This window comes from Gemmobacter aquarius (genome assembly GCF_003060865.1).
GTDB classification, from domain to species: domain Bacteria; phylum Pseudomonadota; class Alphaproteobacteria; order Rhodobacterales; family Rhodobacteraceae; genus Paragemmobacter; species Paragemmobacter aquarius.
Genome location: NZ_CP028918.1, coordinates 2,291,379 through 2,312,419 on the forward strand (window position 1 = coordinate 2,291,379; position 21,041 = coordinate 2,312,419).

Annotated in this window: 19 protein-coding genes; 4 read left to right on the forward strand and 15 right to left on the reverse strand. The window is 65.2% G+C overall.

Going from position 1 to position 21,041, the window contains the following annotated elements:
• Positions 1-303: 303 nt before the first annotated feature.
• Positions 304-2,991 (forward strand): aconitate hydratase AcnA, encoded by a 2,688-nt coding sequence (gene acnA / locus HYN69_RS11095; protein ID WP_108435789.1) that lies wholly within the window; start codon positions 304-306, stop codon positions 2,989-2,991.
• A gap of 223 nt (positions 2,992-3,214) precedes the next feature.
• Here the strand turns inward: acnA and HYN69_RS11100 are convergent, their stop codons facing one another.
• The 10 genes from HYN69_RS11100 to HYN69_RS11145 form a co-directional block, all read right to left on the reverse strand.
• Positions 3,215-3,760 carry a DsbE family thiol:disulfide interchange protein gene (locus HYN69_RS11100; protein ID WP_230426387.1) on the reverse strand — a complete coding sequence of 182 codons (546 nt, stop codon included), beginning with the start codon at positions 3,758-3,760 and terminating at the stop codon, positions 3,215-3,217.
• Positions 3,753-3,914, reverse strand: coding sequence for a heme exporter protein CcmD (ccmD, locus tag HYN69_RS11105; protein WP_108435791.1), 162 nt, complete (start codon positions 3,912-3,914; stop codon positions 3,753-3,755). The genes HYN69_RS11100 and ccmD overlap by 8 nt, the downstream gene beginning before the upstream one ends.
• Positions 3,911-4,639 carry a heme ABC transporter permease CcmC gene (gene ccmC, locus HYN69_RS11110; RefSeq protein ID WP_108435792.1) on the reverse strand — a complete coding sequence of 243 codons (729 nt, stop codon included), beginning with the start codon at positions 4,637-4,639 and terminating at the stop codon, positions 3,911-3,913. Before ccmC ends, ccmD begins: the two co-directional genes overlap by 4 nt.
• Before the next feature lie 54 nt (positions 4,640-4,693).
• Positions 4,694-5,350 carry a heme exporter protein CcmB gene (ccmB, locus tag HYN69_RS11115; protein ID WP_108435793.1) on the reverse strand — a complete coding sequence of 219 codons (657 nt, stop codon included), beginning with the start codon at positions 5,348-5,350 and terminating at the stop codon, positions 4,694-4,696.
• A gap of 165 nt (positions 5,351-5,515) precedes the next feature.
• Positions 5,516-6,136, reverse strand: a complete 621-nt coding sequence (ccmA, locus tag HYN69_RS11120) for a heme ABC exporter ATP-binding protein CcmA (protein ID WP_108435794.1) — start codon at positions 6,134-6,136, stop codon at positions 5,516-5,518.
• A 58-nt stretch (positions 6,137-6,194) separates the two neighbouring features.
• Positions 6,195-6,557 (reverse strand): Mth938-like domain-containing protein, encoded by a 363-nt coding sequence (locus HYN69_RS11125; protein WP_108435795.1) that lies wholly within the window; start codon positions 6,555-6,557, stop codon positions 6,195-6,197.
• Positions 6,558-6,572: 15 nt separating this feature from the next.
• Complete coding sequence (secF, locus tag HYN69_RS11130) at positions 6,573-7,550, reverse strand: protein translocase subunit SecF (protein WP_108435796.1); 978 nt, start codon at positions 7,548-7,550, stop codon at positions 6,573-6,575.
• A 12-nt stretch (positions 7,551-7,562) separates the two neighbouring features.
• On the reverse strand, positions 7,563-9,230 hold the full coding sequence (secD, locus tag HYN69_RS11135) for a protein translocase subunit SecD (protein ID WP_108435797.1): 1,668 nt from the start codon (positions 9,228-9,230) through the stop codon (positions 7,563-7,565).
• 48 nt (positions 9,231-9,278) lie between these two features.
• The gene (gene yajC, locus HYN69_RS11140; protein ID WP_108435798.1) at positions 9,279-9,608 is read right to left on the reverse strand and encodes a preprotein translocase subunit YajC; all 330 of its coding nucleotides are present in this window, start codon (positions 9,606-9,608) and stop codon (positions 9,279-9,281) included.
• A gap of 142 nt (positions 9,609-9,750) precedes the next feature.
• The gene (locus HYN69_RS11145; RefSeq protein ID WP_108435799.1) at positions 9,751-10,080 is read right to left on the reverse strand and encodes a hypothetical protein; all 330 of its coding nucleotides are present in this window, start codon (positions 10,078-10,080) and stop codon (positions 9,751-9,753) included.
• A 155-nt stretch (positions 10,081-10,235) separates the two neighbouring features.
• Here HYN69_RS11145 and serS point away from each other — a divergent pair, with 155 nt between their 5' ends.
• Together serS and HYN69_RS11155 are read left to right on the forward strand one after the other, a co-directional pair.
• Positions 10,236-11,525, forward strand: coding sequence for a serine--tRNA ligase (serS, locus tag HYN69_RS11150; protein WP_108435800.1), 1,290 nt, complete (start codon positions 10,236-10,238; stop codon positions 11,523-11,525).
• A complete protein-coding gene (locus tag HYN69_RS11155) occupies positions 11,522-12,235 on the forward strand; it encodes a hypothetical protein (RefSeq protein WP_108435801.1) in 714 nt (237 codons plus the stop codon). The genes serS and HYN69_RS11155 overlap by 4 nt, the downstream gene beginning before the upstream one ends.
• 108 nt (positions 12,236-12,343) lie before the next feature.
• Here the strand turns inward: HYN69_RS11155 and der are convergent, their stop codons facing one another.
• The 3 genes from der to HYN69_RS11170 are packed head-to-tail and all read right to left on the reverse strand — an operon-like array spanning position 12,344 to position 15,949.
• Entirely contained in the window at positions 12,344-13,819 is a 1,476-nt protein-coding gene (gene der, locus HYN69_RS11160) for a ribosome biogenesis GTPase Der (protein ID WP_108435802.1), read from the reverse strand.
• Between the two features lie 48 nt (positions 13,820-13,867).
• On the reverse strand, positions 13,868-15,208 hold the full coding sequence (locus HYN69_RS11165; protein ID WP_108435803.1) for an outer membrane protein assembly factor BamB family protein: 1,341 nt from the start codon (positions 15,206-15,208) through the stop codon (positions 13,868-13,870).
• 54 nt (positions 15,209-15,262) lie between these two features.
• Positions 15,263-15,949 carry a tetratricopeptide repeat protein gene (locus HYN69_RS11170; protein WP_108435804.1) on the reverse strand — a complete coding sequence of 229 codons (687 nt, stop codon included), beginning with the start codon at positions 15,947-15,949 and terminating at the stop codon, positions 15,263-15,265.
• Positions 15,950-16,131: 182 nt separating this feature from the next.
• Here HYN69_RS11170 and HYN69_RS21735 point away from each other — a divergent pair, with 182 nt between their 5' ends.
• Positions 16,132-17,547 carry a calcium-binding protein gene (locus HYN69_RS21735; protein ID WP_108435805.1) on the forward strand — a complete coding sequence of 472 codons (1,416 nt, stop codon included), beginning with the start codon at positions 16,132-16,134 and terminating at the stop codon, positions 17,545-17,547.
• A 15-nt stretch (positions 17,548-17,562) separates the two neighbouring features.
• On the opposite strand, the gene HYN69_RS11180 is transcribed toward HYN69_RS21735, so the two are convergent.
• Together HYN69_RS11180 and HYN69_RS21195 are read right to left on the reverse strand one after the other, a co-directional pair.
• Positions 17,563-19,392: an ABCB family ABC transporter ATP-binding protein/permease gene (locus HYN69_RS11180; protein WP_108435806.1), complete on the reverse strand. Its 1,830-nt coding sequence runs from the start codon at positions 19,390-19,392 to the stop codon at positions 17,563-17,565.
• A 96-nt stretch (positions 19,393-19,488) separates the two neighbouring features.
• Positions 19,489-20,937 carry a LysM peptidoglycan-binding domain-containing protein gene (locus HYN69_RS21195; protein ID WP_230426388.1) on the reverse strand — a complete coding sequence of 483 codons (1,449 nt, stop codon included), beginning with the start codon at positions 20,935-20,937 and terminating at the stop codon, positions 19,489-19,491.
• Positions 20,938-21,041: the final 104 nt, after the last annotated feature.

Consider the following 21,041-nt stretch of genomic DNA (forward strand, 5'->3'; position numbering starts at 1 on the left):
CCCTTCGACAAGGCAGCCGAAACCGCGCCGACGATTTGTCGCATCTGTGCCAAACGCTTCCCCACTTCGCGCAAAACTTCACCCCAACTGCTACAGAACGCCCATCCACACCGCCAATCAAGGTTTTGCGAGTATCGGCAACAAAGCCGGACCAAGCCCACCGCCAGAAAGGGGCTTTATTTTCGGCATACAATTGCATACAAAGCGCACGACTCCCTTGCCAGACTGACAAAAGACCGGCAAAGGGGCATGAAATCGGCCCGCAACGGCCCGCGCAAATGAACCCACCGTCAGGAGGCCCCCATGACCGTCACCGTCGGACACGACAGCGCCAAGACCCGCCAAACCCTCACCGCAGGCGGCAAGAGCATCGACTATTACTCGATCCCCGCCGCCGAAGCGGCCGGCCTGGGCGACTTCTCGCGCCTGCCCGCCGCGCTCAAGGTGGTGCTGGAAAACATGCTGCGGTTCGAAGACGGCAAGACCGTCTCGGTCGACGACATCAAGGCCTTCTCCGACTGGGGCAAGCTCGGCGGCAAGAACCCCCGCGAAATCGCCTACCGCCCCGCCCGCGTGCTGATGCAGGATTTCACCGGCGTCCCCGCCGTTGTCGACCTTGCCGCCATGCGTGACGGCATCCTCGGGCTGAAAGGCTCGGCCTCGCAGATCAACCCGCTCGTCCCCGTAGACCTCGTGATCGACCACTCGGTGATGATCGACGAATTCGGCACCCCCCGCGCGTTCCAGGCCAACGTCGACCGCGAGTATGAGCGGAACATGGAGCGTTACGTCTTCCTGAAATGGGGCCAGAACGCCTTCGACAACTTCCGCGTCGTGCCCCCCGGAACCGGCATCTGCCATCAGGTCAACCTCGAATACCTCGCCCAGACCGTCTGGACCGATACCGACCAGCACGGCGTCGAAGTCGCCTACCCCGACACGCTCGTCGGCACCGACAGCCACACCACCATGGTCAACGGCCTCGCCGTCCTCGGCTGGGGCGTCGGCGGGATCGAGGCCGAAGCCGCCATGCTCGGCCAGCCCGTCTCGATGCTCATCCCCGAAGTCGTCGGCTTCAAGCTGACCGGCACGATGATGGAGGGCACCACTGCCACCGACCTCGTGCTCAAGGTCGTGCAGATGCTCCGCAGACACGGCGTGGTCAACAAATTCGTCGAATTCTACGGCCCCGGCCTCGACCACCTGCCGCTCGCCGATCGCGCCACCATCGCCAACATGGCCCCCGAATATGGCGCCACCTGCGGCTTCTTCCCGATCGACGATGAAACCATCCGCTACCTGCACATGACAGGCCGCGACACGGCCCGCGTGGCCCTCGTCGAAGCCTATGCCAAAGCCAACGGCATGTGGCGCGGCCCCGATTATGCGCCCGTCTACACCTCGACCCTCGAGCTTGACATGGGCAGCATCGTCCCCGCCATTTCTGGCCCCAAACGCCCGCAGGATTTCGTTCCCCTGACCGATGCCAAATCCGGTTTCGCCAAGGAAATGGAAGCCTCGTTCAAGCGCCCCCTCGGCACCGAAGTGCAGGTCAAGGGCGAAGATTACAAACTCTCCTCGGGCAAGGTCGTGATCGCCTCGATCACCTCCTGCACCAACACCTCGAACCCCTATGTCATGATCGGCGCAGGCCTCGTCGCCCGCAAAGCCCGCGCCTTGGGCCTGAAATCCAAGCCTTGGGTGAAAACCTCGCTGGCACCGGGATCACAGGTCGTGTCGGAATACCTCAACGCCGCCAACCTGCAAGAAGACCTCGACGCCGTCGGCTTCAACCTCGTCGGATACGGCTGCACCACCTGCATCGGCAACTCCGGACCGCTCCAGCCCGAAATCAGCGCGGCCATCACCGAAGGCGACCTCGTCGCCACCGCCGTCCTGTCGGGCAACCGCAACTTCGAGGGCCGGATCTCGCCAGACGTCCGCGCCAACTACCTCGCCAGCCCGCCGCTCGTCGTGGCCTACGCACTGGCAGGCGATATGAACATCGACCTCACCACCGAACCCCTCGGCACAGGCTCGAACGGCCAACCCGTCTACCTGCGCGACATTTGGCCCACGAACAAGGAAATCGCCGACCTCGTCCACGCCACCGTGACGCGCGAAGCCTTCCTCAAGAAATACGCCGACGTGTTCAAAGGCGATGAAAAATGGCAAGGGGTGGAAATCACCGATGCCGAAACCTACGATTGGCCCGCCTCATCGACCTACATCCAGAACCCGCCCTACTTCCGCGGCATGGCCAAGACACCGGGCACCATCAAGAACATCGAAGGCGCCCGCGTCCTCGCCCTTCTGGGTGACATGATCACCACCGACCACATCTCGCCCGCAGGGTCGTTCAAAGCCACCACCCCCGCAGGCAAATACCTGACCGAACGGCAGGTGCCTTTGTCCGAGTTCAACTCCTACGGCGCCCGTCGCGGCAACCACGAAGTGATGATGCGCGGCACCTTCGCCAACATCCGCATCAAGAACGAAATGCTCGACGGCGTCGAAGGCGGTTACACCAAAGGCCCCGATGGCGCGCAGACCTCGATCTACGACGCCTCGATGGCCTACCAGGCCAACGGCACGCCCTTGGTGATCTTCGGCGGCATCGAATACGGCGCAGGCTCGTCGCGCGACTGGGCCGCCAAAGGCACAGCCCTCCTCGGCGTGAAAGCCGTGATCGCTGAATCGTTCGAGCGTATCCACCGCTCCAACCTCGTCGGCATGGGCGTCATCCCCTTCGAATTTACCGGCGGCGACACCCGCAAATCGCTGGGCCTCAAAGGCGATGAAACCGTAGCCATCACCGGCCTCGAAGGCGACCTCAAGCCGCTCTCGATCATCCCCTGCACCATCACTTACGGCGACGGCACGGTCAAAACCATCCAGATCAAATGCCGCATCGATACGGAAATCGAGATCGAATACGTCGAACACGGCGGCGTTCTGCACTACGTGCTGCGCGATCTTGCTTCCGCCTGATCCGGAAACCCATTGTTTCCAAAGAAAAGGCCCGCATCAGCGGGCCTTTTTGTTATGATGGCGCGATAGACAAACGGTCCGTTTCAGCCCCGCCGGGATTTTTTGAATGCCCAAGCCAGTCAGCAAGCCTTCTGCCGCCCCCACAGCACCCTTACCCGCCCTTCCTTGGGGCGAGGGGTTCTTGGCCCTGACTCTACTTTTTCTTGTGCTGGCAGCGCTCTGATCAGCCCGCAGCTTCAGCCGCCAGCGCCTTTTCCAGTTCCGGCACGAAGCGCTGCTCGTAATCCGACCCGACAAGCGGGCCGACAAAACGGAACGCCACAGTCCCGTCCCCGTTGATGATGAACGTTTCCGGCGGCGCGGTGACACCCCAATCCACCACCGTCACGCCCTTGGGGTCAAAGCCCACGCCCAGAAACGGGTTGCCCTCCTCGGCCAGATAGGCCGCCGCCTTCTCGGCATCGTCGCGCATGTTGATGCCCGCAACCCGCACCCCGTCCGCCGCCATCTGCTTCAGCACCGGATGCTCGGCCCGGCAGGGTGGGCACCAGCTTGCCCAGAAATTCACCACCGTCACACGGCCCGTCCGCAGATCGGCATCGGTCAGCAGCGTGACCCCCTCAAGCCCCGCGGCAGGCACCGCAGGCGCCTCGCGCCCGATAAAGGTCGACGGCAACTCGTTGGGGTTGTCCCGATACATGCCCGCATAAAACACCCCCCCCAGCGCCACGAACAGCACCGGCGGCAGTACCATCAGCCATCTAGCCATTGTCTTTCCCCTGCCGCGCCTCGACCTCGGCCAAGGCCCGCTTCACACGCCCGCCCTGCCAGACCGACAGCGCCACGACCGCCGCCAGCAAGACCAGCGTGGCCCCGTATGACGCCAGCACCGCAAAGGCATATTTCCCCAACTCCGGCATCATGCCATCCGCTCCCGCGCCATCAGCGCCATCAGCCGCCGCGTCCGTATTTCCGTCCGCGTCCGCACCAGCACCAGCGCCAGAAACAACAGCACAAAGCCCGCGATACAGACCAGCAGCGGCACCCAGAACACATCCGCCACGTTCTCTTCCTTGTCGAGGCTTAGCGACGCCCCCTGATGCAGCCCCTGATTCCAGAACAGCACCGCATAACGGCTCAATCCCGCAAAGACCGACCCCACCAGACAGAGCACCGCCGTCAGGTCAGCCGCCGTGTCCGGGTCCTCGATCGCCTGCCACAGCGCGATATAGCCCAGATAGAACAGCGTCAGGATCAGGAAACTCGTCAGCCGCGGGTCCCAGGCCCACCACGTCCCCCACATCGGCTGGCCCCACAGCGCGCCCGTCACCAGCGCGATCACGGTAAAGGTCAATCCCACCGGCGCCGCCGCCTTTGCCGCAAGTGCGCTCACATGGTGCCGCCTGACCAGCCAGATCAGGCTCGTGACCAGCATCATCGCCCAGGCATTGATCGCCATCATCGCACTCGGCACATGCAGATAGATGATCTTCACGGTCGATCCCTGCCGGAAATCATCCGGCGTCAGGAAAAACCCCCAGACCAGCCCCGTCACCAGACATAGACCCGACAGCGCAGCCACCCAAGGCAGCACGATGCCCGAGGTCTGCATGAACTTCTTCGGATTGGCATATTCCCAGATCGACATGGTTCTCCGCTTACCCCCCAACCGCCCGCGCCGCAACGCGGCCCCCCGCCGCACTCACCGCAAATTGACCCGCAGCGCCGCAGCACTGGCAAAGGGCAACAGCGCCGCCGCCCCCAGCGTGATCCCAGCCAGCAGCAACACCGGCGTGCCCACAGCCAGCCCCGCCGCCCCGCGCTTGACCACCTCGGCCCCGAAAATCAGCGTCGGCACGTAGAGCGGCAACACCAGCAGCGACAACAAAAGCCCGCCGCGCTTCACCCCCACCACCAAAGCCGCGCCAAAGGCGCCGATGACAGACAGCGCCGGCGTGCCAAGCGCCAGCGAAACCACCAGCCAGCCATAGCCCGCAACGGGCAGGTTCAACAGCACCCCAAGCACAGGCGCGACCACGACCAACGGCACCCCCGTCACCAGCCAATGCGCCAGCGACTTCACCGCCACGACACCTTCCAGCGGCATCGGTGATGTCGCCAGCAGATCCAGTGATCCATCCTCGAAATCCAGCGCGAATATCCGGTCGAGCGACAACAGGCAGGCCAAGAGCGCCCCCACCCACAGGATCCCCGGCGCGATCCGTGCCAGCACCCCGCCCTCCGGCCCCACACCCAAAGGCACCAGCACCGCCACCAGCAGAAAGAATGCCAGCCCAAGGCCAAAGCCCCCGCCCGCCCGCACCGCCAACCGCAGATCCCGCATCAAAAGCGCGAACACGACCCACCCCCGTTCACGCTGGTGCAAATATCCTCGGGGGAGGCGCCGTCAGGCGACGGGGGGCAGACAGCCCTCCTGCCACGCCAACAACCGGCGCGCCCGTCACAAGACCGGCGCTTCCCTCTCCCCGTGGGCGAGGGACGGGGTGGGGGGCCACGCACAGCCTCATCCGAAAGCCTCGTCGAACGCGCCTGCCCGCGCAGGGGCAACCGCACGAAAGGCCCCCACGTCCAGCACCCCCGCCTCGCCAAGCCCGAGGTCGACATGCGTCGCAATCAGCGCCGCCCCGCCCGCCGACAGATGCCCGCGCACCACGCCCGCGAACAGCGCGACCGAGGCGACATCCAGCGACACCGTCGGTTCGTCCAGCAGCCAGACGGGACGCCCCGCCACCAAAAGCCGCGCCAGCCCCAGCCGCCGCTTCTGCCCCGCCGACAGATGCGCCGCCTGCCGGTCGCGCAAACCCGTCAGGTCCATCGCCACCAGTGCAGCCTCGATCCCGCTCGTTCCATGCACCGCAGCCCAGAACCGCAAATTCTCCGCAACGGTCAGAACCGATTTGATCCCGTCCGCATGGGCGCCATAAGCCAGCGCCTCGGGGGCCACCGATACCTCGCCCGCCAACGCAGGCTGCAATCCGGCCAGCGTCCGCAACAGCGTGGTCTTGCCCGCACCATTCGGCCCGCGCAAGATCAGCGCCTGCCCTGCCGCAAGATCGAAACCGATCCCCTCCAGCACCGTGACCCCGCCCCGCGCGACCGCCAGACCCCGCACCGACAGGATCATGCCCAAATTCCTTCCAAGGAATTTGCAATTTCATCCGAACGGATTTGCGCGCGCGCCGTCACACCGCATCCACAGGCAACAGCGCCGCCGCAACCCGCCGACCCTCGCCCAAGAGCACGTTATAGGTCCGGCAGGCCGCGGGTGACGCCATCGCCTCGACCCCGATCCCGCCCGCCTCAAGCGCGTCGACGAAAGCCCGTGGCGCATGGGCGATCTGCCCGCCGGTGCCCAGTAGCAGCACGTCGATCCGTCCGGCAAGGGTCAGGACCGTCACCGTATCCTCCAGCCCGCCCCATAACCCCGCATCCCAGGGCGTGATCAGGCAAGCCCCGCGCAGCACATGCCCCCCCACGCGGAAAAAGCCGGGACCATATCCCTCGACAGGCTGCGCCGTGCCGTAACTGATTTCGGTCAGCCGCAAGACAGCCCCTCCCGATCAGGCATCCACATTGGCGAATTCGTCCGGCGTGCCGGTCTTCTTGGCCTTCTCGCTCCGGTCCAGCCCGATCATCAACACGATGTTCTTTGCCACATAGACCGACGAATAGGTGCCGAACAGAACGCCGATAAAGATCGCCAGCGAAAAGCCCCGCAGCACGTCGCCGCCAAAGACCAGCATCGCGCCGACCGCGATCAGCGTGGTGACAGAGGTCATCAACGTCCGCGCCAGCGTCTCGTTCACCGAAAGGTTCATCACGTCGCGCAGCGGCATCTGCTTGTACTTCTGCAAGTTTTCGCGCAACCGGTCGAACACCACGACCGTGTCGTTGATCGAATACCCCAGAATGGTCAGCAAGGCGGCCACGATGGTCAGGTCGAACTTGATCTGGAACAGAGCGAAGATCCCGATGGTGATCAGCACGTCATGCAGCAGCGCCAGAACCGCGCCAACGCCGAACTGCCATTCGAAGCGCAGCCACATGTACCCCATGATGAACAGGCTCGTGACAACCAGCGACAGCACCGATGTATAGACCAACTCGCCCGAAACCTTCGGCCCCACCGTCTCGACACTCGGGAACTTCATGTCAGGGTCGATCTTGGCGCGCAGCACGTCTTCCACCTGCGCCAGTTGCTCGGGCGTGATCGCTTGGGTCGCATCCTCGGCCGCCAGACGTATCATCGTCACATGCTGGTCATCGGTGAAATTCGGGTCGAACACCTCGGTGATCGACACATCTCCCAGCGCCAGCCCTTCCAGTGCGACCCGGTATTCGCCCACATCCACGGCCACGGTCGATTCCGTCCGCAGCGTGGTGCCGCCCTTGAAGTCGATGCCGAAGTTCAGCCCCATCACCGCCCACAGCACAACCGCCATGGCCGACAAAAACAGCGACCCGCCAAAGGTGATCCACTGCCAGCGGAAAAAATCCCAGTTGGTATTGTCTGGTGCAAGCTTGAAGCGCCATGCCATGATGAATTCTCCTTACACGACCAGCGTTTTCGGCTTGCGCCAGTTATACCACCAGGTGACGATCAGCTTTGTGACATTGGTGGCCGTAAAGACCGAGGTGACGATCCCGATGGCCAGCGTCACCGCAAAGCCCCGCACCGGACCGGCCCCCAGGAAGAACAGCACGCCCGCCGTGATCAGCGTCGTGACGTTGGCGTCGATGATTGCAGATAGCGCCCGCTCGAAGCCCAGCTCGATAGCCCGCGCCGCACTTTTCGCACCCGCCCGCAATTCGTCGCGGATGCGTTCATAGATCAGCACGTTGGCATCCACCGCCATGCCGATGGTCAGAACCAGACCGGCGATGCCGGGCAGCGTCAGCGTGGCCCCGATAATCGACATCACGCCAAAGATCAGCGCCATGTTGAACGCCAGCGCCACCACCGCGATCACGCCGAACAAACCGTATGCAGCGATCATCAGCAGACTCACCGCCCCCGCCGCCACCAGCGTGGCGACCCGTCCCGCATCGATCGAATCCTGCCCAAGTTCCGGCCCGATGGTCCGCTCCTCAAGGAAGGTCATCGTCGCAGGCAGCGCCCCCGCCGACAGCAGAACCGCAAGCCGGTTCGCCTCTTCCACGGTGAAGTTGCCCGTGATGATCCCCGACCCGCCCGCGATATGCGACTGGATGACAGGCGCCGAAATCACCTTTCCGTCCAGCACGATCGCAAACGGCGATCCGATATTCTCGGCCGTGTAATCGCCAAAGCGCCGTGCGCCCGACACATCGAACTTGAACGCCACCGCAGGCCGCCCGTTCTGGTCGAAATCGCCCTTGGCATTGGTCAGGTCCTCGCCCGAAACCACGGGCGCTTCCTCGACCACATACCACACATCCTTTTCATCCAGCGACGGCAGCGACAGGTTACCCGCGCCGGGGTTCTTGTCCTCCGACGTGCCCCGCCGCACCACGGGGTTGAAGGTCAGCTTCGCGGTCGTCCCGATCAGTTGTTTCAATTCCGTGGCCGACCCGATCCCCGGCACCTGGATCAGGATACGGTCCGCCCCCTGCCGCTGGATCGTCGGCTCGCGCGTTCCCGCCTGGTCAACCCGCGTGCGGATGATTTCCAGCGATTGCTGCAAGGTGCGCTGGTCCGTCGCGGCCCGTTCGGCCTCTGACAGGGTGACGATCAGCGTGGCACCCTCGGCGGTCACGTCCAGATCGCTCGACCCCGCCCCCGTCAGCGTCGTCACCGGCGAAGCCAGCGCCTTGACCGCATCGACAGCCGCAGCCATCCCTTCGGGTTTGCTGATTTCCACCCGCAGCGTGCCGGGCTCCGAAGGCTGGCGGCGGATGCTGCCCACCGCGTCGCGCTGGTCGCGCAGCGCATCGCGCACCTCGGGCCAAAGCCCGTCCAACCGCGTCTTGTAGACGTCGGCGACCTGCACCTCTGCCAGCAGATGCGCCCCGCCCCGCAGGTCGAGCCCCAGATTGACCAGCCCGCTTGGCATCCACGACGGCCATTCGTCCATCGCCGCCTGCTGCTCGGTCGTGACGAACCCCGCCTTCTCTGCGGCATCGGCCGCATCGTTCCGCGCCTCGACCCGCCCGTAGAACAGGTTCGGAATCGCAAACAGGATGCCAAGGGCGACGACCGCCCAGATGAGGATCTTTTTCCAAAGCGGCGTATACAGCATGACGTCTTTCCAGCCAGCAGGACGGGTCAAAGACCCAAGGTCAACGGATCAGGCCGCAGCCGGTTCGGTCTTGTTCATCACCTGCGTGATGGTCTGGCGCACGACCTTAACCTTGACACCCTCGGCGATCTCGACCTCGACGATCCCGTCCTCGCCGACCTTCACGACCTTGCCGACGATCCCGCCAGCCGTCACCACCTGATCGCCACGGCGCAGCGCCTCGACCATCGCGCGATGCTCTTTCACCTTTTTCTGCTGCGGACGGATCAGCAGGAAATACATGATCGCAAAGATCAGGACCAAGGGCACGAAGGATGCAAAAGCCGAACCTGCTCCGGCAGCACCGGTGGCTTGGGCAAAGGCGGGGGTAGCGAACATGGATCGTCCTCACTGTCATCTGGCGACGGAAACCCGCCGCGAATTGGCGCGCACCCTAGTGGCGGGCGCATGGGAAGGCAAGGCACGCCACCGCAAAGGCGGCAGACCCGACCACGCGCCGATATATGAAGCCCGCCACGCTTTACCAGCCTTCGCCACCGCGAAACGCGCGGTGGCGGTGACGCAAGTTTGATCGGCAGGAAACCGACTGCGGCGAAAGCCTACTTAATGCCTTTCCACCAGCCGTAAAACGCCAGTCCAGCGACCAGCGCCACCACCCCCCGCCAGCCGAAAGCATGACTACGCCGGGCGCAATCCCGACCCAGGCGCCGACATGGACAGAGGCATAGCTGCCGACCAGCAGCACCAGAAACAAGCCGAACGCCGGATACCTCCAGCCTAGCCCGATCAGATTGATCCCGATCAATGCCCCGACCAGATACGGCGCCGCCTGCGTGATCGTCTCGGCCATCCACCCCCCCGCACTCGCACTACACCGCACAGCACCCTCGGGCGCCACGCCGCTCCATCCAAGCGCACCCCGCACCCTGCCGTCAAGCGCACCGCCCCCTTTCCCTCCGCACCCCCATCTGGCATACCCACCCCGTTCCGTCAGAGGGTCAGATCATGCACGACATCCGCGCCATCCGCGAAAACCCCGCCGCCTTCGACGCGGCCCTTGGCCGTCGCGGCCTGCCCCCCGCCTCGCCGGAAATCCTTGGCCTCGACGAATCCCGCCGCGCCAAGATCCTCGCGGCCGAAACAGCACAGGCCGACCAGAACCGCGCCTCCAAGGACGTAGGCGCCGCCAAGGCGCGCGGCGACGATGCCGAATTCGAACGGCTCCGCGCCCTCGTCTCCGACAAAAAAGCCGAGGTGGCACGCCTCCAAGCGGAAGCCGCCGAACAGGACGAAGCCCTGCGCGCCCTCCTTCTCACCATCCCGAACCTGCCCCACGCCGACGCGCCCACCGGCCGCGACGAGGATGACAACGTCGAACTCCGCCGCTGGGGCACCCCGCGCAATTTCGACTTCACCCCCGTCGAACACTTCGACATCGCAGGCGTCAAACCCGGCATGGATTTCGAGACCGCAGCCAAACTGTCGGGCGCCCGCTTCGTCGTCCTCAAGGGCGCCGTGATCCGCGTCCACCGCGCGCTCGCACAATTCATGCTCGACACCCACATCACCGACCACGGCCTGACCGAGATGTGGACCCCCGTCCTCGTCAAGGACGAGGCGATGTATGGCACCAACCAACTGCCGAAATTCGCCGAAGACAGCTACCAGACCACCAACGGCTGGTGGCTTATCCCCACCTCCGAAGTCACCCTCACCAACACTGTCGCAGGCGACATCCTCGACGAAACCCAGCTTCCCATCCGCATGACTGCCCACACCCAGTGCTTCCGCTCCGAAGCAGGCTCTGCGGGCAAGGACACCTCCGGCATGCTGCGCCAGCACCAGTTCGAAAAGGTCGAGATGGTCTCGATCACCACGCCCGAAACCAGCATGGCCGAACACGAACGCATGACGCGCTGCGCCGAGGCGATCCTCGAAAAACTGGGCCTGCCCTACCGCACCATCGTGCTTTGCACCGGCGACATGGGTTTTGGCGCGCAAAAGACGCATGACATGGAAGTCTGGCTTCCCGGACAGAACCGTTACCGAGAAATCTCCTCGGTCTCGGTCTGCGGCGACTTTCAGGCCCGCCGCATGAACGCCCGTTACCGCCCAGCAGGCGGCAAGCCGGAATTCGTCCACACCCTCAACGGCTCCGGCCTCGCCGTGGGCCGCTGCCTGATCGCGGTGCTCGAAAACGGCCAGCAGGCCGATGGCTCGGTCGACCTGCCAGCCGCCCTCCACCCCTATCTCGGCGGCAAGACCCGCATCGCCGCAGACGGGTCGCTCGCATGAGCGGCCCGAAGCAGCGCGCAGTAGCCCTCCTTCTCGCCACCCTCGCCTTTGGCGCGGCCCCCCTGCTCACGCCGCCCTTCACCGGCTACGACCCCGCGCAATTCCCCGTGGTCATCGCCCGCCCCTCGATCCAGCCCGCAGGCTATGCCTTCTCGATCTGGAGCGTGATCTACCTCTGGCTCATCGCCCACGCCGTCATTGGCCTGTGGAAACACGCCGAAAGCCCCGTCTGGGACCGCCCCCGCCTGCCCCTCACCATTGCAATCGCCCTTGGCGCAGCATGGCTCTCGCTCGCCAACGCCGCCCCGATCACAGCCACCGTGGCGATCTGGATCATGGCGGCAACCGCGCTGGCAGCCTTCCTCCGCGCCACGACCGATACCGACCGCTGGCTCGTCTCGGCCCCCGCCGCAATCTTCGCAGGCTGGCTCTCCGCCGCCGCCGCCGTCTCGACCGGCGTGGTCATCGCGGGCTATGGCCTGCTGGCCGACACCGCCTCGGCTCTCGCCATGCTGGCGCTCGTCCTTGCACTGGCCATCACCGTCCAGACCCGCAAACCCGCCATGCCGCTCTATGGCCTGACCGTGATCTGGGCGCTGTTCGGAGTGGTCGCCGTCAACTGGACCCCCAACCCCACCGTCGCCTACGCCGCCCTCGCAGGCATGGCCGCAATGGCCGCCACCCTCGCCATAACTCGCCGCACCGCCTGAACGACAGAAGGGCAAGCGCCCAACGCGCTCGCCCTTCATTTTCTGTCCAAAAATATCCCGGGGGGTGCGGGGGGCTGGCCCCCCGCCCGCTGGCACCAGGCGCGCGCCTCAGTCCTTGTTCTTCCACCCGCCCTCGGTGTGCTTTCGCAACCGGCTCGGCGTGTGGAATTTCTTGTCCTTGAACGGGTTCTTCGCGCTCTGGCTGCGGAACATGATCCGGATCGGCGTCCCCGGCATCTCGAAATGGTCGCGCAACCCGTTCACCAGATAACGCTTGTAGCTCTCGGGCATCTCGTCGGGCCGCGAGCACATGATCACGAACCCCGGCGGCCGTGCCTTCACCTGCGTCATGTAGCGCAGCTTGATCCGGTGCCCGCCCGGTGCCGGCGGCGGATGCGCCTCGGTCATCGCGCCAAGCCAGGTGTTCAACCGCGCCGTGGTGATGCGCTTGTTCCAGATGTCATGCGCGCGCCGGATCGCATCGTGCAGCCGGTCCAGCCCCCGCCCCGTCTTGGCCGACACTGTGATCAGCGGAGCGCCGCGCAACTGCGGCAGCAGCCGCTCGAACATCTCTTTCAGTTCGGCCAGCTTTTCCTGCTTCTCGTCTTCCAGATCCCACTTGTTCACCGCAACGACCACCGCCCGACCCTCGGTCTCGGCGAAATCGGCAATCCGCAGGTCCTGCACCTCGAAGGGAATCTCGACGTCCAGCAGCACGACCACGACCTCGGCAAAGCGCACAGCCCGCAGACCGTCGGCCACCGACAGCTTCTCCAGCTTCTCGGTCACCCGCGCTTTCTTCCGCATCCCTGCCGTGTCGAAAATCCGCACAGGCGTGCCGAACCAGTCCGACCGGACCGAGATCGCATCCCGCGTGATCCCCGGCTCGGGGCCGGTCAGCAAACGGTCCTCGCCGATGATCTTGTTGATCAGCGTCGATTTCCCCGCATTGGGCCGCCCGATCACCGCAATCTGCAACGGCTTCTTCGCCGTGGGCCGGTGCGCGGTCTCGTCGATCTCGTCCTCGCCCAACTCCTCGGGCAGGTCGACCTCGACTTCCGGCGTATTCTCGGCCTCGCGCTCGGCGAATTCATCGACCAGCGGGCGCAGCAGACGGTACAGATCGTCCATCCCCTCGCCATGCTCGGCCGACATCCGCACCGGCTCGCCCAGACCCAGCGACCAGGCTTCGATGGCCCCGCTATCGCCAGCCGAGCCTTCGGCCTTGTTCACGCCAAGGATCACGCGCGCCGATTTCTTCCGCAGGATATCGGCAAAGACTTCATCCGAAGGCGTCACACCGACGCGCCCGTCGATCACGAACAGCGAGATATCCGCCATCTCGACCGCCCGCTCGGTCAGGCGGCGCATCCGCCCCTGCAAACTGTCGTCGGTGACTTCTTCCAGCCCCGCCGTGTCGATCACGGTAAACCGCAAATCGAACAGCCTCGCATCGCCTTCGCGCAAATCGCGGGTCACGCCGGGCTGGTCATCGACCAGCGCCAGCTTGCGGCCAACCAGACGGTTGAACAGCGTCGATTTGCCCACATTGGGTCGCCCGACAATGGCGAGGGTAAAGCTCATCTTCCGCGTCCTACGTTCAGCAAGCCGCCCGCATACACGCGCAAGCGGTCAACGGAAAGCGTGAAGTTGTCCCGATGCGCTGACGACATACAACATGCCCCCCGCCAAGGCCGGGGCCGAGGCCGCCCCGCCGGGCACTTCCGCCCCGCCAACCAACGCGCCATCGACCGGGTTGAACATCCGCAACTGCCCGTCCCCCCCGGCCACGACCAACTGCCCGCCCGCCAGCACCGGCCCGAACAATGGGACGATCGCCTTGCGATTCTTGGCTTTCGCTTTCAGGAAATAGGGCATCTCGACCGCCCAGATCTCTTCGCCCGTGGCCGCATCCAGCCGCACCAGACGGTTCTCGTCATTCACCACGAACACCGACCCGCCCACGACCAGAGGCGGGTTCAGCGCCCCCTCGGTTGCGGTCCAGACCCGCTCGCCGCTCGACGTGTCGACCGCCGCCGTCCGCCCCGAAGCCGTGCCCACATAGGTCCGGTCGCCCTGCACCACGGCGTCACCCGTCACATCGGTCACCCCGGCATAGGCCCGGCCAACGCGCTGCCCGGTAACCGGGGCCTGCCAGACCTGCACGCCGCTCTTCTTCAGCGCCGCGGTCAAGCCGCCGCTGGCAAAGGGAAAGATCACCAGCGTCTCGGTCACGGTCGGCCCTGCCGCCCCCACCATGCCGGTCACACCCACAGGCCCCGCAACCGTCCACATCACGCGGCCGGTATCGGCCTTCACGGCCCAACCCGACCCGTCACGCCCTACGGCATAGACGATTCCGCCCTCGACCGCAGGCGCGCCGGTCACAGGGCTGTCGAGCCGTTGCCGCCAGATCACCGCGCCATCCCCGGCCCGCAGCGCAACCAGTTCGCCATAACCGGTCGCCGCATAGACGACCCCGTCCCCGAAGGCGATACCCCCGCCCGAGATGCCGCCGTCGCGGTCGAACGCCGCCGTCAGGTCCGTCGCCCAAAGCACCGCACCGCCTGTGCTCGTGGCCTGAACCCGCGCCTCCGAATCCATCGTGAAGACACTGCCACCCGCCACGACCGGCGCCGCCGAAATCCGGTTCTTGCGGCTGTCGCCCTGCCCGATGCTCACCGACCAGACCCGCGCAGGTGCTGGCGAAAGCACCCCGTGCGGGCTTGCATGCCGCACCGTGCCACCGCGATGCGTCCAGTCGGCATTCGCCACCGCGCCGGGCAGACTGATCGGCTCGGCCCGGTTTGCCGCGACAGCATCCACCACGGCAGGCTGCCCCTCGACCGGAACCGAGGCTTCCAGATCGGTCCGAACCCCGAAGCGCTCTCCCGGCAGGATCAACTCGCGCTCGCATCCGGCAAGCCCCGCGACCAGCGCCGAGGCAAATATTGTTCCGACTACCCTGTGCATCACGCCACGGTCCCCATGCTCACGCGTCCCCCTGCCCGCCGGATTGGCGTGGCATCAGCCCGCGTCGTCTGTCTGTGCCGCCGGTTGCGGAACGGTCGCGGGTTGCACCTCGCCGCCCAGCGCCACGATCATCTGTTCCGCCCGCGACCGCAAACCCGCAGGCGCTTCCTGATCCTGCATCAGCGCCTGCAAAGCGGCCACAGCCTCGTCGGTCTTTTTCTCTTCGACCAGCAGATAGGCCATCTGTTCCAACGCCAGCGTGCGGAACGGACGCCCCGGTGCCGCGATCGGATCAAGCGCCGCGCGCCGCTCTGCAACCGGCGCCTCTGCCCCGACCACCACCACATGCCGCAAGGTCGCAAGATCGCGGTAGCTTTGGGGCTGGCTCTCGTCGCCCGCCAGCGTCTCCAAAGCGGCCAGCGTCGCCGCGCGGTCGGTATCGGGATCGGATGCCAGCAAAAGCTGCAACACCGCGTTCTGGTCCCCGTCCGCAGCAATAGCGCCCATCGCCGCGCGCCGCTCTTCGACGCCGCCCATATCGAGCGCGTCGAGCACGGCATCGCCAAAGGCTTCGGCCCGCGCTTCCGCAGCAGACTTGCGCCATTCGTTGTAACCGGCCCCGCCGACGATGAAGACGACGATCAACACCCCGATCCAGCCGTATTTGCGGAACATCGCGAAAAGCCGGTCGCGGCGGACCTCTTCGGTCACTTCGTCGATGAAACTGTCAGGATTGCTCACGGGCCTCTCCAGTCCTTTTCATCCGTCTTACACGCAAGCGGGTTTCCTTGCCAAGCCCGCACCGCCCGCCACAGGCGACCATCAACATCGCGTCCGGCCCGACGAAGAACACCAATCGGTCAAACTTTCACCTTTCCGGCCGTATAGGCCCAGCAAGGTACGAGTGCGAAAGGTTGCCTGTGATGCTGGAATTCCTGATTTGGCCGATGCTTCTCGCCGGGATCACCTCCTATAACGTCATCAGCAGCGCGAACGACCCGTCCGATCCCGCGGACTCCCCCGATGACGGCTATCTTCCCACAGCCGAAACCGGTGGCACCAAAAGCGAAACGGGCGACCCGGATGCAGATGCCCTGTTCAATCCCGACGATTACCTCGCCACCGTCAACGGCACAGGCGGTTCAGACACCCTCGCGGCGCTTGCCGACGACGACAGCACCGCGTGGATCCTGAAACAGGGCGATGACCAACTCACCGGCTCGTCGGCCGACGACTGGGCAAGCGGTGACGCCGGAAACGACCGGCTCGCCATGGGCGATGGCGACGATTTCGCCTTTGGCGGCACAGGCAACGACAACTTGGCAGGCGATGCTGGCGACGATTTCCTGCACGGCGGCACCGGCAACGATAGCCTTTCCGGCGGCACGGGCAGCGACAGCCTGCACGGCGGCGCCGACAACGACGCGCTCGATGGCGGCACCGGAGCAGACGCCCTCTACGGCGGCAGCGGTAGCGACACGCTGATCGGCGGCGAAGGCAACGACACCGCTTTCGGCGGCACGGGCAACGACAATCTGGCCGGCGATGCAGGCAACGACAGCCTGACCGCCGATGACGGCAACGACACCCTGTCAGGCGGTACCGGCAACGACACGCTGGGCGGAGGCAGGGGCCGTGACAGCCTGCAAGGCGACGATGGCAACGATCTGGTCGGCGGTCAGGACGACGATGACACCTTGCTCGGCGGCATGGGCAACGACACCCTCTTCGGCGGCAATGCAGATGACAGGCTCGATGGCGAAGCAGGCAACGATTCGCTCGACGGCGGCTCGGGCGACGACACGCTGACAGGCGCCGACGGCCAGGACACACTTACAGGCGCGGGTGGCTTCGACATCCTCTCCGGCGGCGCTGGCAACGACAGCCTGTCGGGCGGCGACGAAAACGACATCCTTCGTGGCGGACTCGGCAACGACACGCTGCAAGGCGACGAAGGCAACGATTACCTCTCCGGCTACGAAGACGGTGCGACCAACGCCTCGGGCGCCACGACCGCAGATGGCCGAGACGTGCTCTTCGGCGGCTCCGGCAATGACACGCTTGCGGCGGGCGAGGGCGATGTGATGACGGGCGGCGAAGGCAACGACACCTTCCTGCTGCACGACGACCCCGCAATTGCGGGCAATTCCACCATCGAGGATTACAGCGCAGGCGACACCATCCGCATCGAATGGCAAGGAACGGCGCAGCCCGTCATCACCCTCGCCCCGATCAGTGCCTCGAACCAGACCGAAATCCGGATCGACGGCACCCTGCTCTGCATCGTCAAAGGCACGACGACCCTGTCGCTTGCCGACCTGCAAATCGTCAAGGTGTGACGCAGGCGCCGGCGGTCACTCGGCCGCCAGCGTGCCCTCTTCCTCTTCCGCCGATTGCCGCGCCCACATCGCGCTGTAGCGCCCGCCATTGGCCAGCAGCTCGTCATGCGTGCCGCGCTCGACGATCACACCCGCCTCCAGCACCACGATCTGGTCGGCATCCGCAATGGTCGACAAACGGTGCGCGATCGTAATCACCGTCCGCCCCTGCCCCATCTCGCGCAGACTGTCCTGGATGTCGCGCTCGGTCTGGGTGTCCAAGGCACTCGTCGCCTCGTCCAAAATCAGGATCGGCGGGTTCTTCAGCAGCGTGCGCGCAATCCCGACCCGTTGCTTTTCACCGCCCGACAGCTTCAAGCCCCGCTCGCCGACCTTGGTCTCGTAGCCCTCGGGCAGCGACACGATGAAATCATGGATCTTCGCCGCCCGCGCCGCAGCCTCGATCTCGGCTTGGCTGGCCCCGTCCCGCCCGTAAGCGATGTTGTAGCGCACCGTGTCGTTGAACAGCACCGTATCCTGCGGCACCACCCCGATCTGCGCGTGCAAGGATGCCTGCGTCACATCGCGCACATCCTGCCCGTCGATCCGGATCGCGCCACCCGTGATGTCGTAGAACCGGAACAGCAGCCGCCCGACGGTCGATTTGCCCGATCCGCTCGGCCCCACCAGCGCCACGCGCTGCCCCGCACCGACCGACAGCGATATCCCCTTCAGGATCGGCCGCGCCGCGTCATAGCCGAAATGCACGCCCTCGAATGCGACAGCCCCGCCCCGCACGACCAAAGCCTTGGCATCGTCGGCATCCACCACCTCGGCCGGTTGCGACAGCAGCGCGAACATCTCGCCCATATCCACCAGCGCCTGCCGGATTTCGCGGTAAACCGTGCCAAGGAACCCCAAAGGCAGCGTGATCTGGATCATGTAGGCGTTGACCATGACGAAATCGCCCACGGTCAGCTTGCCCTCCTGCACGCCCATCGCGGCCATCACCATCACGATGACCAACCCCGTCGTGATCAGGAACGCCTGCCCCCCGTTCAGGAACGACAGCGACTGCCCGGTCTTCACCGCCGCCGTCTCGTAGCGCTCCATCGCATAATCATACCGCGCCGCCTCGCGCTTCTCGGCGTTGAAATACTTGACCGTCTCGTAATTCAACAGCGAGTCGATGGCCTTCTGGTTCGCATCCGTGTCCTGATCGTTCATTTCGCGCCGGATCTTCACCCGCCACTCGGTCACACGGAACGTGAAGATCACGTAGATCGTGATCACCACGATCACGACCGCCGCATATTGCCAGCCGAACACCACCGCGAAGATCGCGGCAACCATCGCCAGTTCCAGAATCAGCGGCCCGATGGAAAAGATCATGAAGCGCAGCAGGAAGTCGACGCCCTTCACCCCGCGCTCGATGATCCGGCTCAGGCCGCCCGTCTTGCGCGTGATATGGTAGCGCATCGACAGCGCGTGGATATGCTCGAACGTCTCCAGCGCCAGCTTACGCAAGGCGCGCTGCCCGACCCGCACAAAGATGGCGTCGCGCAATTCCTGAAAGGCCGTGTTGCCCAGCCGCGCCAGCCCGTAAGCCACCGTCAGCCCCACCGCGGTCAGCCCGATCAGCGCCGCCCCCGTAGGCTTGTCGCCCGCCAGCGCATCCACCGCTTCCTTGTAGAAAAACGGGGTCGACACCGACACGACCTTGGCGATCACCAGCATCACCAGCGACAGCACGACACGCCGCTTCACCCATCCCTCGCCCTTGGGCCAAAGATAGGGCAGCACCCTGCGGATGGTCTGCAACCCGTTCGAAGGCTTTTCGTCGGTGGTAATGGTCATGCGGCGCATAGGCAGGGCTCCTCTTGCAGCCCTACCTATGCCTTTGCCCAAGCCTTGACCAGACCGCCAAAGGCACAGCCCCCTGTGCGCCTTGGCACCCCGCGATCAGGGCTTGGGAATGGTAAAGACCTGCCCCGGATAGATCAGATCGGGGTTCTTGATCTGCGCCTTGTTCGCCTCGAACACCTGCACATACATCACCCCGTCGCCAAGGTTTTCCCGCGCAATCGCCCAAAGCGTGAAACCGGGCTGCACCGTGATAGACACCGGCCCCGAAGGCGCCGCAGAATCTGCCGCAGAATCTGCTGCAGAATCTGGCGCCACTTCGGCCGATCCCGCATCAGCAGCACCCTCCGCCGCCGTATCCGCAGCATCCGCCGAAACGCCCGCCGGAGCCACCGCTTCCGCAGCCGCAGCCGCAGCCGCAGCCAAGGCCTCGACCGTCTCGCGCTTGAACGGCGTCTCGAACCGGCTCGTCACCTTGCCTGCCCCGTCCAGCTGGTCCACCCGCAGCGTGTATATTCCCGGATCGACCGCCATCAGCGTCAGCTTCCAGTCACCACCGGCGTCAACCACCCCGTCACCCTTTTGTGCATTGTCCAGATAGACCCGCACCACCGCATCCGCCATGCCACGCCCGGCAATCTGCACATCCCCCTCGGGCGAATAGCTGATGCTGTCCACCGTCACATTCAGCGCCATCTCGGGCAAAGCCCCGGCCGATTGCAGAACCTTCGCGCCTTCCTCGGTCACCAGCAAAGCCGCCGGAGCGACAGGTTCCGCCGCCGCCACCGCCTCGCCCTCTGCCACAGGCGCAGCCCCGCCCCCAGCTTCCGCGCCAGCATCCACACCAGCATCAGCAACCACAGGGGCCAGTGTCGGCGAAATCGCCACCGTCTGGGTCGATCGCACCTCTGTCCCGTCCGCCAGCACCATCACCATGCCAAGCATCCGCGGCGCCTCGCTCGGGGCAAGGTTGAACATCGCCACGAACCGCCCGCCGCCATCGGCAGGCACCGAAACGATCTCTTCGCCATTGATCCGCAACGAAATCTGCGCCGCAGGCAGACCCATGCCGGCAACCAGCGCCGACCCGTCCTTCTCGACCCGCACCAGATCGAACACCGGAGGCGCAATCTCCACCGGCACAGCCTCGGCCAGCGGCGCCCCTGCCGCAGGCTCTGCAGCCGCATCGGCAGCATCAGCCGCCGTCACAGCCGCAGCCTCTCCATCCGCAGCCTCTCCATCCGCAGCATCAACCGCAGGAACATCGGCGGCAGGTGCCGCCTCGGTCCCGGCTTCCGGACCCGGCACCGGTTCGGCCACAGGTTCGGTCACAGAATCTGCCGCAGACTCTGCCGCAGACTCTGCCGCAGCGTCCGCAGCCGCTTCGGCAGCAGGCTCTACCGCAGGCTCAACAACCGCCACGGCCTCGGGCGCAGAAGGCACCGGCCGCACCGTCCAAGCGCCGTAAAGCAAAGCCGCGATCACCGCAGCCACCCCAGCGACAACGCCGCCCCGTGCACCAACCGACATTTCCGACCAAGCCGCCATCGAACCATCCCCGATTTTCGGGCCCTGTTCCCGGGCCCTTCTTTCCTTTGACATCAAATCCCGATAGCACAGGAAAAGACAATCCCCGCCAAGGAAACCTGTCC

Excerpts from the sequence above, each read along its gene's own strand:
- ccmA (WP_108435794.1), bottom strand. The coding sequence starts at position 6,136 with ATGATCCTGTCGGTGCGGGGTCTGGCGGTCGCGCGGGGCGGGGTCACG.
- secD (WP_108435797.1), bottom strand. The coding sequence starts at position 9,230 with ATGCTGTATACGCCGCTTTGGAAAAAGATCCTCATCTGGGCGGTCGTC.
- HYN69_RS11155 (WP_108435801.1), top strand. The coding sequence starts at position 11,522 with ATGAGCGGCCCGAAGCAGCGCGCAGTAGCCCTCCTTCTCGCCACCCTC.
- HYN69_RS11145 (WP_108435799.1), bottom strand. The coding sequence starts at position 10,080 with ATGGCCGAGACGATCACGCAGGCGGCGCCGTATCTGGTCGGGGCATTG.
- HYN69_RS11180 (WP_108435806.1), bottom strand. The coding sequence starts at position 19,392 with ATGCGCCGCATGACCATTACCACCGACGAAAAGCCTTCGAACGGGTTG.
- serS (WP_108435800.1), top strand. The coding sequence starts at position 10,236 with ATGCACGACATCCGCGCCATCCGCGAAAACCCCGCCGCCTTCGACGCG.
- HYN69_RS21195 (WP_230426388.1), bottom strand. The coding sequence starts at position 20,937 with ATGGCGGCTTGGTCGGAAATGTCGGTTGGTGCACGGGGCGGCGTTGTC.
- HYN69_RS21735 (WP_108435805.1), top strand. The coding sequence starts at position 16,132 with ATGCTGGAATTCCTGATTTGGCCGATGCTTCTCGCCGGGATCACCTCC.
- HYN69_RS11100 (WP_230426387.1), bottom strand. The coding sequence starts at position 3,760 with ATGGCTAGATGGCTGATGGTACTGCCGCCGGTGCTGTTCGTGGCGCTG.
- der (WP_108435802.1), bottom strand. The coding sequence starts at position 13,819 with ATGAGCTTTACCCTCGCCATTGTCGGGCGACCCAATGTGGGCAAATCG.
- ccmD (WP_108435791.1), bottom strand. The coding sequence starts at position 3,914 with ATGATGCCGGAGTTGGGGAAATATGCCTTTGCGGTGCTGGCGTCATAC.
- yajC (WP_108435798.1), bottom strand. The coding sequence starts at position 9,608 with ATGTTCGCTACCCCCGCCTTTGCCCAAGCCACCGGTGCTGCCGGAGCA.
- HYN69_RS11165 (WP_108435803.1), bottom strand. The coding sequence starts at position 15,208 with ATGCACAGGGTAGTCGGAACAATATTTGCCTCGGCGCTGGTCGCGGGG.
- secF (WP_108435796.1), bottom strand. The coding sequence starts at position 7,550 with ATGGCATGGCGCTTCAAGCTTGCACCAGACAATACCAACTGGGATTTT.
- ccmC (WP_108435792.1), bottom strand. The coding sequence starts at position 4,639 with ATGTCGATCTGGGAATATGCCAATCCGAAGAAGTTCATGCAGACCTCG.
- acnA (WP_108435789.1), top strand. The coding sequence starts at position 304 with ATGACCGTCACCGTCGGACACGACAGCGCCAAGACCCGCCAAACCCTC.